Source organism: Streptomyces sp. NPDC059785, assembly GCF_042732375.1.
Taxonomy (GTDB): Bacteria; Actinomycetota; Actinomycetes; order Streptomycetales; family Streptomycetaceae; genus Streptomyces.
The window spans coordinates 1-13,818 of record NZ_JBHWHV010000082.1 but is presented as its reverse complement, the minus strand read 5'-3'; the positions used below and the strand labels follow the sequence as shown (position 1 = coordinate 13,818).

The 13,818-nt window shown below is 73.2% G+C and carries 13 protein-coding genes; 8 read left to right on the top strand and 5 right to left on the bottom strand.

Annotated elements, in window-relative coordinates:
• The first annotated feature begins 68 nt into the window (after nt 1–68).
• The 5 genes from ACFV6E_RS38650 to ACFV6E_RS38630 all read left to right on the top strand — a co-directional run bounded on the left by ACFV6E_RS38650 (nt 69) and on the right by ACFV6E_RS38630 (nt 4,710).
• Nucleotides 69–1,289, top strand: coding sequence for an NAD(P)/FAD-dependent oxidoreductase (locus ACFV6E_RS38650; protein ID WP_385468185.1), 1,221 nt, complete (start codon nt 69–71; stop codon nt 1,287–1,289).
• A 113-nt stretch (nt 1,290–1,402) separates the two neighbouring features.
• Entirely contained in the window at nt 1,403–1,768 is a 366-nt protein-coding gene (locus ACFV6E_RS38645) for an Rv2175c family DNA-binding protein (RefSeq protein WP_385173664.1), read from the top strand.
• 150 nt (nt 1,769–1,918) lie between these two features.
• Nucleotides 1,919–2,596 (top strand): thiamine phosphate synthase, encoded by a 678-nt coding sequence (gene thiE, locus ACFV6E_RS38640; RefSeq protein WP_385468183.1) that lies wholly within the window; start codon nt 1,919–1,921, stop codon nt 2,594–2,596.
• 201 nt (nt 2,597–2,797) lie between these two features.
• On the top strand, nt 2,798–3,721 hold the full coding sequence (gene metF, locus ACFV6E_RS38635; RefSeq protein WP_385173658.1) for a methylenetetrahydrofolate reductase [NAD(P)H]: 924 nt from the start codon (nt 2,798–2,800) through the stop codon (nt 3,719–3,721).
• 56 nt (nt 3,722–3,777) lie between these two features.
• The gene (locus tag ACFV6E_RS38630; protein WP_385173655.1) at nt 3,778–4,710 is read left to right on the top strand and encodes a hypothetical protein; all 933 of its coding nucleotides are present in this window, start codon (nt 3,778–3,780) and stop codon (nt 4,708–4,710) included.
• Nucleotides 4,711–4,755: 45 nt separating this feature from the next.
• Here ACFV6E_RS38630 and ACFV6E_RS38625 read toward each other — a convergent pair whose 3' ends face one another.
• The 5 genes from ACFV6E_RS38625 to ACFV6E_RS38605 form a co-directional block, all read right to left on the bottom strand.
• Nucleotides 4,756–6,252, bottom strand: a complete 1,497-nt coding sequence (locus ACFV6E_RS38625) for a phytoene desaturase family protein (RefSeq protein WP_385468180.1) — start codon at nt 6,250–6,252, stop codon at nt 4,756–4,758.
• A 116-nt stretch (nt 6,253–6,368) separates the two neighbouring features.
• Entirely contained in the window at nt 6,369–6,977 is a 609-nt protein-coding gene (locus tag ACFV6E_RS38620) for a DUF4126 domain-containing protein (protein WP_385173650.1), read from the bottom strand.
• A 489-nt stretch (nt 6,978–7,466) separates the two neighbouring features.
• Nucleotides 7,467–8,096 carry a TetR/AcrR family transcriptional regulator gene (locus tag ACFV6E_RS38615; protein ID WP_385173648.1) on the bottom strand — a complete coding sequence of 210 codons (630 nt, stop codon included), beginning with the start codon at nt 8,094–8,096 and terminating at the stop codon, nt 7,467–7,469.
• 23 nt (nt 8,097–8,119) lie between these two features.
• Nucleotides 8,120–10,204 carry a YhgE/Pip family protein gene (locus tag ACFV6E_RS38610; protein WP_385468177.1) on the bottom strand — a complete coding sequence of 695 codons (2,085 nt, stop codon included), beginning with the start codon at nt 10,202–10,204 and terminating at the stop codon, nt 8,120–8,122.
• Nucleotides 10,176–11,072, bottom strand: coding sequence for an ATP-binding cassette domain-containing protein (locus tag ACFV6E_RS38605; RefSeq protein ID WP_385173643.1), 897 nt, complete (start codon nt 11,070–11,072; stop codon nt 10,176–10,178). Before ACFV6E_RS38605 ends, ACFV6E_RS38610 begins: the two co-directional genes overlap by 29 nt.
• A 156-nt stretch (nt 11,073–11,228) precedes the next feature.
• Here ACFV6E_RS38605 and ACFV6E_RS38600 point away from each other — a divergent pair, with 156 nt between their 5' ends.
• The 3 genes from ACFV6E_RS38600 (at nt 11,229) to ACFV6E_RS38590 (ending at nt 13,613) form a co-directional block, all read left to right on the top strand.
• The gene (locus tag ACFV6E_RS38600) at nt 11,229–11,900 is read left to right on the top strand and encodes an SAV_6107 family HEPN domain-containing protein (protein WP_385468174.1); all 672 of its coding nucleotides are present in this window, start codon (nt 11,229–11,231) and stop codon (nt 11,898–11,900) included.
• A 135-nt stretch (nt 11,901–12,035) separates the two neighbouring features.
• Nucleotides 12,036–12,944, top strand: a complete 909-nt coding sequence (locus ACFV6E_RS38595) for a class I SAM-dependent methyltransferase (RefSeq protein ID WP_385468212.1) — start codon at nt 12,036–12,038, stop codon at nt 12,942–12,944.
• A 276-nt stretch (nt 12,945–13,220) separates the two neighbouring features.
• Nucleotides 13,221–13,613 carry a DUF3040 domain-containing protein gene (locus tag ACFV6E_RS38590; RefSeq protein ID WP_385173634.1) on the top strand — a complete coding sequence of 131 codons (393 nt, stop codon included), beginning with the start codon at nt 13,221–13,223 and terminating at the stop codon, nt 13,611–13,613.
• Nucleotides 13,614–13,818: the final 205 nt, after the last annotated feature.

Here is a 13,818-nt window from a genome sequence, read left to right as displayed (position 1 = left end):
GCGCGTGTGGAACAGGTCACGGGCCCGGTCCGCTGACTGACGAATTGTCAGTTGTCTAAGGTGATCGAGTGAGCGAGCAGACGCAGGGGCGTACGGTACGGCGGGTCGTCGTCGTGGGCGCGGGCATGGCCGGGGTGCAGACCGCGGTCGCGTTGCGGGAACAGGGATTCGCGGGCGACGTGACCGTGCTCGGCGCGGAACCGCACCAGCCGTACGACAGGCCACCGCTGTCCAAGGCCGTGCTCCTCGGCAAGGCCGAGGGATCCGCCTTCGACGTCGACTTCCCCGCGCTCGGCATCACCCTGGGCCTCGGCCGCGAGGTGCTCGCCGTCCGCCCCGGCGACCACGAGGTCGACACCGCGGAGGGACCCGTCCCGTACGACGTCCTGGTGCTCGCCACGGGCGCCGAGCCGATCCGGCTGCCGGGCGCGGAGGACGTCCCCGGGGTCCATCTGCTGCGCACCCTGGACGACGCCGAGCGGCTGCGCCCCGTGCTCGCCCGGCAGCACGACGTCGTGGTCGTCGGGGCGGGCTGGATCGGCGCCGAATTCGCCACCGCCGCCCGTGAGGCCGGCTGCGCGGTGACCGTCGTCGAGGCCGCCGACCGGCCGCTCGCCGGGGCGCTGCCCGCCGAGGTGGCCGCGCCGATGACCGGCTGGTACGCCGACAGTGGCACCGAACTGCGCACTCACGCGCGCGTGGCGAGCGTCGAACCCGGCGCGGTGATCCTGGACGACGGCACCCGGCTGCCCGCGGGCGCGGTCGTCGTCGGCATCGGGGCCTGTCCCGCGACGGCCTGGCTGGCGGGCTCCGGCATCGAGCTCGGCGCGCACGGCGAGGTCGTCGCCGACGACCACCTGCGCACCTCGGCGCCCGACGTGTACGCGGTCGGCGACTGCGCCTCCTTCCCGTCGGGCCGCTACCAGGGGCGCCTGCTGGTCCACCACTGGGACAACGCCCTCCAGGGGCCGCGCACGGTCGCGGCGAACATCATCGGCGAGACGCCCACGGCGTACGACCCGGTGCCGTACTTCTGGTCCGAGCAGTTCGGCCGTTTCGTGCAGTACGCCGGTCATCACGCGGCCGGCGACGCCACGGTCTGGCGGGGCGATCCGGCGGGCGCCGCCTGGACCGTCTGCTGGCTCCGTGAAGGGCGGCTGGTCGCCCTGCTGGCGGTGGGCAGGCCCCGGGACCTCGCCCAGGGGCGCAAGCTGATCGAGGCGGGCACCGCGATGGATCCGGAGCTGCTGGCGGACCCGGCCCGCCCGCTGAAGGCGGCCACGGCGTAACGGCCACGGCGGCGGGGTCGCGTCCCGCCGTACGGCGGACAGCCCGGCCTGCCGCGACCCGGCCGGAGGGTGCCCGGCTACCGACTGTCAGTCCCAGATGGCAGGCTTGTCCCGTGACCGAGATTGACGCAAAGATCGATGCTCTCGTCCCCGCCTGGCTCACCGTCCCCGACATCGCCGAACAGCTCGGCGTCGAGGTGACCCGCGTCCGGCAGCTGGTCAAGGAGGGCCAGCTGATCGCCGTACGCCGTGGTGAGAACCGGGCGCTGCACGTCCCCGCCGCCTTCATCGACGGGGACAAGGTCGTCAAGGGCCTGACCGGCACCCTGACGCTCCTGCGGGACGACGGCTTCACCGACGAAGAGATGCTCGAGTGGCTCTTCACCCCCGACGACAGCCTGCCCGGCACCCCCGCGCAGGCCCTGAGCGAGAATCGCGGCACGGAGGTGAAGCGCCGCGCCCAGGCGCTCGCCGTCTGATCCGGAAGACGACCGTCCGGCGCACGGACCACGGCTCGCCGCCCCACGGCCGCCGCGGTCCGCGCGCCACCGGGGACGCGGGGCGCCCGCCCCGCGTTCCCGGCTTCGCTTCACGAGCCCGGCTCGTGAAGCCCGAACAGGGGGACCCCCATGCCTCAGGCCGCAGTCACCGCGCGTGCGCGGCTCGCCGACGCCCTGGTCTATCTGTGCACGGACGCCCGCAAGCGCCAGGGCGACCTGGCCGGGTTCCTGGACGCCGTCCTGGCGGGCGGCGTCGACATCGTGCAGCTGCGCGACAAGAGCCTGGAGGCGGCCGAGGAGCTGGAGTACCTCGCGCTCTTCGCCGACAAGTGCCGGGAGCACGGCAGACTCCTGTCGGTGAACGACCGGGCGGACGTGGCCCACGCGGCCCGCGCCGCCCACCCGGCCGGCCCCCAGGTGCTCCATCTGGGCCAGGGCGACCTTCCGGTGCCCGCGGCCCGCGCGATCCTCGGCGACGACGTCCTGATCGGCCGCTCCACGCACACGGCCGCCGAGGCGTCCGCCGCCGCCGTCCAGCCGGGCGTGGACTACTTCTGCACGGGCCCCTGCTGGCCCACCCCGACCAAGCCGGGCAGGCCCGCTCCCGGCCTGGACCTGGTCCGCCGCACGGCGTCCCTGGGCATCGGCAGACCCTGGTTCGCCATCGGCGGCATCGACCTGGGGAACCTGGACGAGGTGCTGGAGGCCGGCGCGCGGCGTGTCGTCGTGGTCCGGGCGATCACCGAGGCCGACGACCCGGGAGCGGCGGCGGGGGAGTTCGCGAAGCGGCTGCGCGGGGTGCGGTAGCCCGGCGGGCAGGGCGGCGGGTCGGCAGGTCGGTGGGACGGCGGGTCGGCAGGTCGGTGGGGCGGCGGGTGCGCGGGAGGCCGCGGGCGCGTGCCGGTGTTCCGGGACCTTCGTCCCGAGGGGTGGACAAGAAGTCGACAAATCGGACAATTTCCACTGGTTCGGTTGGGCGAGCCGCACCCCCCTGGCTAACCTGCGGACATGGCCATCGGAACCGCCTCCACCAGGACTGATCGCGCACGCACCGTGCGCGACATGCTGGCGACCGGCAAGCAGACGGTGTCGTTCGAGTTCTCGGCGCCGAAGACCCCCAAGGGCGAGCGCAACCTGTGGAACGCGCTGCGCAGGGTCGAGGCCGTCGCGCCCGACTTCGTCTCCGTGACCTACGGGGCGGGCGGCTCGACGCGCGCGGGCACGGTCCGGGAGACCCAGCAGATAGTGGCCGACACCACACTCACTCCGGTCGCGCACCTCACCGCGGTCAACCACTCCGTGGCGGAGCTGCGCAACATCATCGGCCAGTACGCGGACGCCGGGATCCGCAACATGCTCGCCGTCCGCGGCGACCCGCCCGGCGACCCGATGGGCGACTGGATCGCGCACCCCAGCGGCCTGACCTACGCCGCCGAGCTGGTCCGGCTCATCAAGGAGTCCGGCGACTTCTGCGTGGGCGTCGCCGCCTTCCCGGAGATGCACCCCCGCTCGGCGGACTGGGACCGGGACGTCGCCCACTTCGTCGACAAGTGCCGGGCCGGCGCCGACTACGCGATCACCCAGATGTTCTTCGAGCCCGAGTCGTACCTGCGGCTGCGCGACCGGGTGGCCGCGGCCGGCTGTGAAACCCCGGTGATCCCCGAGGTCATGCCGGTCACCAGCGTGCGCATGCTGGAACGGCTGCCGACGCTCAGCAACGCCGTGATCCCCGCCCAGTTGAAAGAGCGGATCCTCACAGCGAAAGACGATCCGACGGCTGTACGCTCCATTGGCATCGACTTCGCCACCGAGTTCTGCGCGACACTTCAGTCCGAGGGAGTCCCCGGACTGCACTTCATCACGCTCAACAACTCCACGGCGACACTGGAAATTCACGAAAACCTCGGCCTGCACCACCCACAGCGGGCCTAGACCGGCCGCACCTGCGTACGACACACTGCGTAGCGGTCACTGGGAGAGGGGCGTACATGGGCTGGACGGTCCTCTACATCGCGTTCGGGATTGTCGCACTGTGGCTGCTGGGTGAGGTCCTGCTGCAGTACAAGGCGCGGCTGCGCTGGCGGCTGCTCGCCTTCGTCGGCTTCCTCGGCGTCGTACTCGGTGTGCTGATCCCCTCCGTGGTCGTCATCGGCCTGGGCGCCGCCGCCTTCGCGGTCGGCCAGACCTACGTCACGCTCTCCTTCCGCCGCGGCTTCGCCACCGGCTGGTCCATCGGCGCCCGGCAGGGCGCCCCCAAGCCCGCGTCCAAGCGCCGCCGCGGCGAGCCGGACCCCCAGGGCCCGGCCGCGGAGGACTCCGGCCCCGAGATGCCCGGCACCGGCCCGGCGTACGCGGACGACGACGAGGAGCGCGACCTCTTCACGCCCGTGCCGCCCGCCGGGACGCCGGCTTCGGCCGCCGAGACGACCGCCGTGTACGAGCCGCAGCCGATGCCCGACGACACCGGCTCCTACGGCGTCTACAGCGACGCCGCCTACGCGGCCGCCACCGATCCGTCCTACGCCACCGGCCAGTCCCAGGACCAGCAGGCGTACGCCTACGACGGCTACTCCGGGTACGACCAGCAGCAGTACGGCTACGACGCGAACGGGCAGCAGCAGTACGCCGGCTACACCGACCCGTACGCCGGCGCGCAGAACTACGGCACCGGCTACGACACCAGCGGCTACGGCGACCAGCAGGCGTACGGGCAGCAGGGCTACGACCAGTCCCAGTACGGCACCGGCGGCTACGGCGAGACCCCGGCCGGCGGCGTCTGGGTGCCCCAGCAGCGCAACGCCGAGGACCCGTACGGCGGCGAACTCCCGCCCGAGCAGCAGTACCCGTACCAGGGCGACGGGAACACCGGCGGGCAGGGCGGCCACGGCGGCAACGGCTACGACGGGCAGTACCGGTACTAGAACGGGCCGCTCGTACCACTGGACCTGCGGCACGGGCGGCGCGGCTCACTGGGAGCCGCGGAACTCCGGCCCCTCCACGATCAGCCCGGCGACCAGCGCCCCCGACATTCCCGCGTGCGGCAGACCGCCGCCCGGGTGCGCCCAGCCGCCGGCCGCGAACAGGCCCGGCAGAGCGGTGCCGTTGGCCGGGTGGAGCAGTCGGCCGTCCGCCGCGGCGAGCGCCGGGGCGGGCACCGCGCCGCCCGCCGCGCCGGTCGCCCGGGCGACGTCCGCGGGCGTGCGCACCTCGTGCCACAGCAGCCGGTCGCGCAGGCCGGGAACGGCCCGTCCGGCGGCGTCGACGACCCGCTGCACGTCCGGCTCCGGTATCTCCAGGCCGGCCGGCACGGTCACCGTCAGCGTGACCGCCTCGTGCTCCGCGTCCGGCACCGCCGCCGGGTCCTCCGGGCGCGTCACCGTCACCGTCGGCGCGGCGGACAGCCCCGGGTGCTCGCCGAAGAGCCGAAGCAGTTCGTCGGCGCGGTCCGCTGCGTGCACCACCGTCCGGTGGGCCGTCCCCGCGGGCCGGGCGCCGCGCAGCGCGAGGAGCACGGTCAGCCGGCTCGCCGCCGCACGCTGCGGCGGCACCCCGCCCGCGCCCCCGCGCGGGGGAGTGCCGGGCACCAGGACGTCCAGGACGCCTGGCGCCACGCCCGCGACCACGTGATCGGCCTCCGCGACCGTGCCGTCGGCGGTCTCGACGCCCGCCGCCCGGCCGTCCTTCTCGACGACCCGGGTGACCTCGGCACCGAAGACGAACTCCACCCTGCGGGCCACGCACCGCTCGTACACCGCACGCGCCAGCTCGCGGACGCCCCCGCGCACATACCAGGTGCCGAAGGCGTGCTCCATGTACGGCAGCACGGCGGCGCTCGCCGGGGTCGCACGCGGGTCGAGCCCGTACGCCAGGGCGTGGCTCTCCAGGAGCGCCGTCAGACGGGCGTCGCGCAGCTCCCAGGCGCCGACCTCGGCGAGGGTGGCGGCCCGCCGGGTGCGCAGCAGCCGCTTGTGCGGCACGGCCGGATAGGGCTCGCGCTCGGCGAGCACCTGCCAGTTCGGCCACAGCGGCTCCTCCAGGAGCGGCCGGCGCGTGCGGTCCCACGCCTCGCGGGCCCGCACCAGGAAGTCGCCCCACCGCTTGCCCGCGCCGTCCCCGAGCGTCTCGTCCAGCGCGGCGACGACGCCCGCGCGCGAGGCGTTCGGCAGCGCGACCGCGCTGCCGTCGGGGAAGACGTGCCGGGACGACGGGTCCACCTGGACCAGCTCGACGCACTCCTCCAGCGGCTGTCTGCCGGTCTTGACGAACAGATCGCGGTAGACCGCGGGCAGCGGCAGCAGCCCGGGGCCGAGGTCGAAGGAGAAACCGTCGCGCTCCAGCCGGCCCACCGCTCCGCCGTACGTCGCCGCGCGCTCGTACACCGTCACCCGGTGGCCCGCGACGGCCAGCCGGGCGGCGGCCGCCATCGCGCCCATCCCGGCACCGATCACCGCAATCCTCGCCATGCCAGGGACTTTATCGGCAGGCACTGACAGTGCCGGTCCGAGGCGGTCGCGCGGAGATCCGTGCGGAGGCCGCTAGGTGTATTGACCCGCGTCAACAACCTCGCGGGTCAATACACCTAGGGCCACCCCGGCTGTCCGGCGAGCCGCTTCTCCGCGCGGCGCTGGGCCCTGCGGCGCAGGAACCGCCGGATGCGCGAGACGAGGAAGAGGACCATCAGCACTCCGCCGAGCAGCAGCAGACCAGCGATGACCGCCGCCGCCACGGGGTGGAAGACGGCGAAGGCGACGAGCCCCGCGACCCCCAGGTCCTCGGCCATGCTGAGCACGATGTTGCTGACCGGTTCGGGCGAGGTGTTCACCGCCATCCGGGTCCCCGCCTTGACCAGGTGGCTCGCCAGGGCCGTGGAGCCGCCGACCGCGGCCGCCGCGGTGTGGGAGAGCGATCCGCTCTGCCCGGCGAGCAGCGCCCCGACCACGGCACCGGCCGCGGGCCTGACCAGGGTGTGCACCGAGTCCCACACCGAGTCCAGGTACGGGATCTTGTCGGCGACCGCCTCGACGACGAACAGGACCCCGGCTGTGAGCAGGATCTCAGGGCGCTGCAGGCCCTCGGGGACGTCGTCGCTCAGGCCGGTCGCGCCGAACATGCCGAGCAGCAGCACCACCGCGTACGCGTTGATGCCGCTGGCCCAGCCGCTGGTGAAGACCAAGGGGAGTACGGACACGGACGCGATCGTAACCACTCGGCGACGGCGCGTCCTGGGCTTGAGTGCGTACCCGTGAGTACCCGTACCTAGGAGGCGAGATGAGTACCCGCGCGGATGGTCGCGACCTGCGTGAACGACAGAGTGGAGGCACGGAAAGGGGCGCTGCTCCGGTACCGCCGACACGGGGCGGCGGAACGGAGCACCGCCCTCGACCGCTCCTTCCGCCGATGCGTCGGCGGAAGTGAGACACAGGGACCCGCCGACCGACCGCGGCGGGGCCCACGGGGGAAGGGAAGGATCGGGGGAGGGAAGTACGGGGGACACGGGGGAGCACAGGGAAGCGCCGGTTCGAGGTGGCCCGCGGGGGACGCGGCCACGGCGGACCGGCGCTCTCGTGTGCACCGGCTGCGTTGAGGGTCCCGGCGGACCGGAGCTCTCGTCTGCACCGGTTGCGCGGAGGGCCCCGGCGGACCGGCGCTTTCTTGCGCACCGGAGTCCCCGGCGGGCTCAGCGGCCGCCGCTCACCCGTCCCTGGAGCAGCCGGGACAGCGCCGCGTGGACGTCGTCCAGGGAGCGCTCCGGCTGGAACGCCTGCCAGTCGAGGGCGGCCACCAGGACCATGCCCACCAGGGCCGCCGCCGTCAGCGGGATGTCGATCTCGTCGCTGAGCTCGCCGTTCGCCACACCGTCGCGCAAGACGTCCTCGACGACCGCGACCGCCTGCTGCCTGACCACCATGAGCGTGGACTGCCAGGCGCGGTTGGTGCGCCACAGCTCCGCCACGTAGAGCTGGGTGAAGGCCGGGTAGCGGTCGATGAAGACGAGTCCGGCCCGGATCATCGCGTCCAGGGCGTCGACCTTGCCGCGGCCCTCCCCGGCGGTCCGCTCGGCCGCCTCCTTCAGCGAGGCGGTGAGCAGTCCGACGCCGTGCCGCAGCAGCTCCTCGAAGAGCACGGACTTGCTGGCGAAGTTGTAGTAGACCGTGCCTTTTGCGACCCCGGCCCGCTCGGCGATCTCGTCCACCGTGGTGGCCGAGAACCCCTGTTCCGCGATGAGGGTGACGGCCGCCTCGTAGAGCTTCTGCCTGGTCGCCTCGCGACGGCTGCCGCCGGTCCCCGCGGCGCTGGTGCTTTCCATGGCCTTGATTCTCACAGCAACCGTCACAGGGTCAGCTCCGGGTGCAGCCGGTCGAGGGTCCACACCTGCTTGCGGCGGGCCGACAGGGCGGTCAGCGCGAGCGCGGCGGCGGTGAACGCCGCGAGCACCGCGCACGCCTGCCAGACCGGGCCGAGCCCGCCGCCCGTGATGAGCCTGCGCAGGGCCTCGACGACGTAGCTCATCGGCAGGAAGGGGTGCAGCGCGTTGAAGAAGCCGGGGCTGGTCTGCACGGGGTAGGTGCCGCCCGCCGAAGTGAGCTGGAGCATCAGCAGGGCGAGGACGAGGATGCGGCCCGCGGGCCCGAAGCGCGCGTTCAGCCACTGCACGATCGCCGCGAAGCAGGCCGTGACCAGGAACAGGAAGCCCACCGTCCCGGCCGCCCTGACCATCTCCAGGCCGACCGCCCAGTGCAGCACCGCCATGAGTGCCGCGGTCTGCAGGACGCCGAGCGCGGCGACCGGCAGCCAGCCCGCCACGGCGATCCGCCAGGCCGACGCGCCGGCCGCGAGCGCCCGCCGGTTCAGCGGCGGTATCAGCATGTACGCCACCATCGCGCCGACCCACAGGGACAGCGGGATGAAGTACGGGGCGAAACCGGTGCCGTAGTTGGGCGCCTTGTGCAGGTCCCGGGAGGCGAGTCGCACGGGGTCGGACATGACGTCGGTGCGCTGGTCGCGGTCCTTCTTGTCGTAGTCGGGGATGTTGTCGGCTCCGTCGTGCAGTCCGCCGGCGAGCTGTCCGGAACCGTCGACGAGCTTGTACAGGCCCGTGTTGAGGTCCGCGGCGCCGGTCTTGAGCTTTCCCACGCCCTTGTCGAGGTCGGCGGCGCCGGTCTTGGCGGTGCCGAGTCCGGTGTGCAGCGTCTTCGCGCCCTTGGCGACCCTGCCCGCGCCACTGTTCAACTTGTTGATCTTGGCAACGGCGTCGTCCAGGTCCTCCGACAGGTGCGGCGAACGGTCGGCGAGTGCCTGGGCCTGCTTCTGGAGGGTGGCCAGGCCGGTGTCCAGCTCGTCCAGGCCGCCGTCCTGGTCGCTCACGAGGGCGTCGACGTCGTCGGCGACCTTCGTCACGTCGGCCGCCGCGTCCTCGGCCTTCTTCAGGTCCGGGCAGGCGGTGTCGGGCACCACGGCGTCCTCGCACCGCGCGCGGTGGACGGCGCTCAGCGTGTCGGACGCCGTGTGCGCGCCCTCGGCGGCGGCCGGCGCCGAGGTCACCAGGGTGTCCAGGTTGCGGCGGATCGCGGCCGCGGAGTCGGCGACGAGCTGTGCGGTGTCCCCGATGGTCTTCTCGTTGTCCTTCAGGAAGGGCCCGACCGCGTCGGCGACGCCGTTGACCTTGTCGGCGAGCGTCTGGGTGCCGTCCGCGACCTGCTGGGAGCCCTCTTCGAGGTCGCCCGCGCCCGTGTTCAGCTTCTTCAGGCCGCCGGAGAGCTTCCCGCTGCCCGCCTTGGCGTCCTTCAGGCCGTCGGCGAGGTCCTTGGCGCCCTTCTTGGCCTTGCCCAGGCCGCTGGTCAGGTCGTCGGCGCCCTCGGCCGCCTTCACGGTCTTGCCGTGGATGTCCGAGAACGAGATGAAGATCTTGTCCAGGAACGACCGGGAGGCCTTGGTGGAGGCGGCCGTCCGCACCTCGCTGAACACGGTCCGCGAGATCTGCCCGACGATGTAGTTGTTCGCGTCGTTCGTGCGCACCTGGAGCGCGCTCGTCCCGGGGGAGTCCCCTGAGCTCGACGCGATCCGCTCGCTGAAGTCCGAGGGCATGGTGAGCGACAGGTAGTACGTGCCGTCCTCGACGCCCTCGCGGGCTTCGGCGGCGCTCACCTCGTGCCACTCGAAGGTGTCGCTCCGGCGCAGCCCCTCGGTGATGTCGTCGCCCGCGGTAATCCTCCGGCCGGCGGCGGTGGCCCCCTTGTCGTCGTTCACGAGCGCCACGGGGATCCGGTCGAGACGCCCGTACGGGTCCCAGAACGACCACAGGTACAGGGCGCCGTAGAGCAGCGGCAGGAGCAGCAGCGCGGCCAGGGCCGCGCGCGGCAGCTTCCCGCGGCCGAACCGCCTGAGCTCAAGCGCGGCCAGTCTCGGCGAGCGCATCAGCCGCCTCCTCGTCCTCGTCGTCCTGGTCGTCCTGGTCGTCCTGGTCGTTCTTGCCGTCCTGGTCGTTCTTTTCGCTCTTGCCGTCCTGCGCGTCCGGGGCGTCGGCGTTCTCGTCGTCCCGTGCGTCCGGGTCGGCGGTTGCGTCGGTACCCGCGCGCGTGGGGACGACGACGGCGTCCCCGGGGGCCTCGCCGCACACGGCCACGACCGTGGTGCCGGACGCTGTCAGGGACCTCAGCAGGTCCCAGACCTCGGCCCGTTCGGCCGGCGCGAGCTTGAGGTCGGCGTCGTCCACGGCCAGCAGCCGGGGCCGGCCGATCAGTGCCAGCGCCACGGAGAGCCGCAGCGCCTCGAGCCGCTCCAGATCCCGTACGGCGGTCCGCTCGCCCTTGGGCAGGGCGGACAGGTCGAGCCCGGCGGCGGCGAGCGCGGTCCCGACGTGCGCGCTGGTCTCGGCCGCCCGCTCGGCGCGCGACCGCAGCAGCCCCCGCAGGACCGCGCGTACGGAGCCGGTGAAGCGCCGTCGCAGCAGCGCCCGTTCGCGCAGGTGCTCGCCGACCGTCAGCGCCGGGTCGAGGTCGGTCACGCCGGGCACGTGGGCGAGGGCGCTGACGCGGCGCACCGCGGACATCTGCCGGGGCAGCCGCAGGGCGCCGATCGCGGCTTCCCCCTCGGTGATCTTCATCCGCCCCGTCAGCGCGAGCAGCAGACAGGTGCGGCCGGAACCGGACGGCCCCTCGATCGCGATCAGCGAACCGGGCTCCGCGTCGATGCCGACACCGCGGAACACCCAGCCGCGCGGACCTCTGAGCCCCAGCCCCGTAGCGCTGACGGTGACCGCGGTGACTGCGTCCGACTCGCTCATGTCCCCCCAACCTTTTGTACTGACTGGTCAGTGCAAAAGCTAGCTCGAACTTCCGATCGAAGCAAAAGGCCAGGTCAGAACGGATTGTCAGTGGCATACCGCACGATGGGGCACATACGGCCATTGCGCCGTTACACAGACGACAGGAGGTTCGTCATGGCCAGCTCTTCCGCAGCCGCCGCCCGCCGGCGCCGCGCCACCGGCCCTGCCCCCTCACTGACCGGCCCGGCGAGCGACGTGCACCCCGTGCTCCGCCGGACCACGGCCCCGCCGGCCGCACTCGACCTGCTCGCGCAGGCCCGCGCCGGCCTCGACGAGGCGACCACCCTCGAGACCCCGAACGAGCGGTACGCCACGGCGCATCTGGCCGCTCTGCGCACCGCGGCCGCCGTGCTCGCCGCGCGCGGGCGTCCGGAAACCACCCCCCGGCGCAGGGCGCGCATACGCAGCGCCTGGGAAGTGCTCCCCGAGATAGCGCCGGAACTGGCGGAGTGGAGCGCGCTGTTCGCCTCCGGCGCCGCCCGCCGGGCCCGCGCGGAGGCCGGCATCCAGGGCGCGGCCGGCCGGCGCGACGCCGACGACCTGATACGTGACGTGGCGATGTTCCTGCGCCTCGTCGAGCGGATGCTCTCCCTCCAGCCGGTGCTGCCCCGGCCCCGGCCGGACGGCGAGGGCGACGACGGCGCCGGGGGCGACGGCTACAGGGGCGACGGCTACAGGGGTGACGGCTACGGGGGTGCTGGCTACGGGGGTGACGGCTACGGGGGTGATGGCTACGAAAGTGACGGCTACGGGGCCGGTGATCACGGGATGCCGGACGCGGGGTGACGGCCGGGCAGGCGCCGCCCTCGGGTCCCATTAGGGTGGGAACCGCATGCAGCCTCCCCCGCCGGAGGCGACCCGATCGCTCCGCCGCACAGCAGGCGGTGCCGCGCCGAGGAGTCAACTGCCGTGTCGGACCCGATGCGCCCTCCCGTCTCCCACCACCACCCTCAAAGGACGTCGCCGGGCTCCGACCCCTCTCAATCTCCCGTCTCCCACCACCACCCTCAAAGGACGTCGCCGGGCTCCGCCCCGTCGCGGCCCCGTGCCTCGCTCCGTACGGCCGTGGTGTGGGAGGTGCTCCAGGACGCCCTCGACCGCCGGGTCAAGGCCACGGGAGGGGACGGCTCCGGCGCCCCGGGTGAGCACGGTGTCCACGGTGTCCTCGATGTACTCGACACCGGCGGCGGCAGCGGCAACTTCGCGGTGCCCGTCGCCCGCCTCGGCCACCGCGTCACGGTCGTCGACCCCAGCCCGAACGCGCTCTTCGCGCTGGAGCGCCGGGCCGCCGAGGCCGGCGTCGCCGACCGGGTGAAGGGCGTCCAGGGCGACGCGCACGGCCTCTTCGACGTGGTCGAGCGCGGCGGCTACGACGCCGTGCTGTGCCACGGCGTCCTGGAGTACGTGGACGACCCCGCCGAGGGCGTGCGCAACGTGGTCGACGCCCTGCGTCCCGGCGGCGTGCTCAGCCTGCTCGCCGCGGGTCTGGGCGGCGCCGTGCTCGCGCGGGCGCTCGCCGGGCACTTCAAGGAGGCGAAGCAGGCGCTCGACGACCCGAACGGCCGCTGGGGCGAGGGCGACCCGGTGCCGCACCGCTTCACCGCCGACCAGCTGACCGCGCTCGTGGAGGGCGCGGGCCTGCGCGTCGGCGCCGTGCACGGCGTACGGGTCTTCGCCGACCTCGTCCCCGGCGTCCTCGTGGACACCGAGCCGGGCGCCCTGGAGGCGCTGCTGAAGCTGGAGGCGGTGGTGGCCGAGCTGAGCGCCTTCCACTCCGTGGCCACGCAGCTCCATGTGCTCGGTGTGACCCGGAGTGCCGAAGGGGCCTGAGTCACCTCCTGTGACGCGCCGCTGATCAGGGCATCGGCGGCAGATGGAGTACGCCACAGGCCCCCCGATCCGGCGCTCCGAGCCGTATGATCGAGGGAGACCGCCCGGCATGACGGGACGGCTGCTGGGGAATGGACGACCTAGTGAGCCGGAACCGCCATGGCGGGTTCCGGTTGGCCAATTGGCGTAGAGGGGCGGGTTTCACGGGGGCGATTCCCTGCCTATCCTGAAGGGGACCCCCAGTCGCCCCGGCGACTGCACGATGAGGAGGACTCCGTGCCGCTCTCGGAGCACGAGCAGCGAATGCTCGAGCAAATGGAGCGAGCGCTGTACGCCGAAGATCCCAAGTTCGCGACAGCGCTTGAGGGAAGCGGGCTGCGTACGTACACCCGGCGACGGGTCTACCAGGCGGTCGCGGGCTTCCTGGTGGGTATCGCGCTCCTCATGGCCGGAATGGTCGCACAGCAGATCTGGGTCAGCGTGGTGGGGTTCCTCGTCATGCTCGGCTGTGCGGTGCTCGCCGTCACCGGTTGGCGCAAGGCCCCCAAGCCGGGTGAGCAGCCGGCCGCCGGTGCGCCCGGTGCCCGTCGGCAGCCGCGACAGCGCCGCTCCATGATGGACCGCATCGAGCAGCGGTGGCAGCGCCGCCGCGACGAACAGGGACACTAGCCCCCGACTCGTCCGAGCCGTCCGAGCCCCAGGCGGAGCGAAGGCCGGACACCGGACGCATGGACAACACGTGAGGGGTGCCCCCGGCCGACCGGCCGGGGGCACCCCTCACGCATGCCGCGCCTTCAGGTATGTCACAGCTCACGCATGCCGGTGAGCGCGAGCGGCGCCCCGGTCGGTGGGGTGGGTGTGTGCGCTTCCCGTC

Coding starts and splice junctions, on each gene's coding strand:
- ACFV6E_RS38605 (WP_385173643.1), bottom strand. CDS start 11,072: ATGAGCGAGTCGGACGCAGTCACCGCGGTCACCGTCAGCGCTACGGGG.
- ACFV6E_RS38615 (WP_385173648.1), bottom strand. CDS start 8,096: ATGGAAAGCACCAGCGCCGCGGGGACCGGCGGCAGCCGTCGCGAGGCG.
- ACFV6E_RS38610 (WP_385468177.1), bottom strand. CDS start 10,204: ATGCGCTCGCCGAGACTGGCCGCGCTTGAGCTCAGGCGGTTCGGCCGC.
- ACFV6E_RS38595 (WP_385468212.1), top strand. CDS start 12,036: ATGCGCCCTCCCGTCTCCCACCACCACCCTCAAAGGACGTCGCCGGGC.
- metF (WP_385173658.1), top strand. CDS start 2,798: ATGGCCATCGGAACCGCCTCCACCAGGACTGATCGCGCACGCACCGTG.
- ACFV6E_RS38625 (WP_385468180.1), bottom strand. CDS start 6,252: ATGGCGAGGATTGCGGTGATCGGTGCCGGGATGGGCGCGATGGCGGCC.
- ACFV6E_RS38630 (WP_385173655.1), top strand. CDS start 3,778: ATGGGCTGGACGGTCCTCTACATCGCGTTCGGGATTGTCGCACTGTGG.
- ACFV6E_RS38600 (WP_385468174.1), top strand. CDS start 11,229: ATGGCCAGCTCTTCCGCAGCCGCCGCCCGCCGGCGCCGCGCCACCGGC.
- thiE (WP_385468183.1), top strand. CDS start 1,919: ATGCCTCAGGCCGCAGTCACCGCGCGTGCGCGGCTCGCCGACGCCCTG.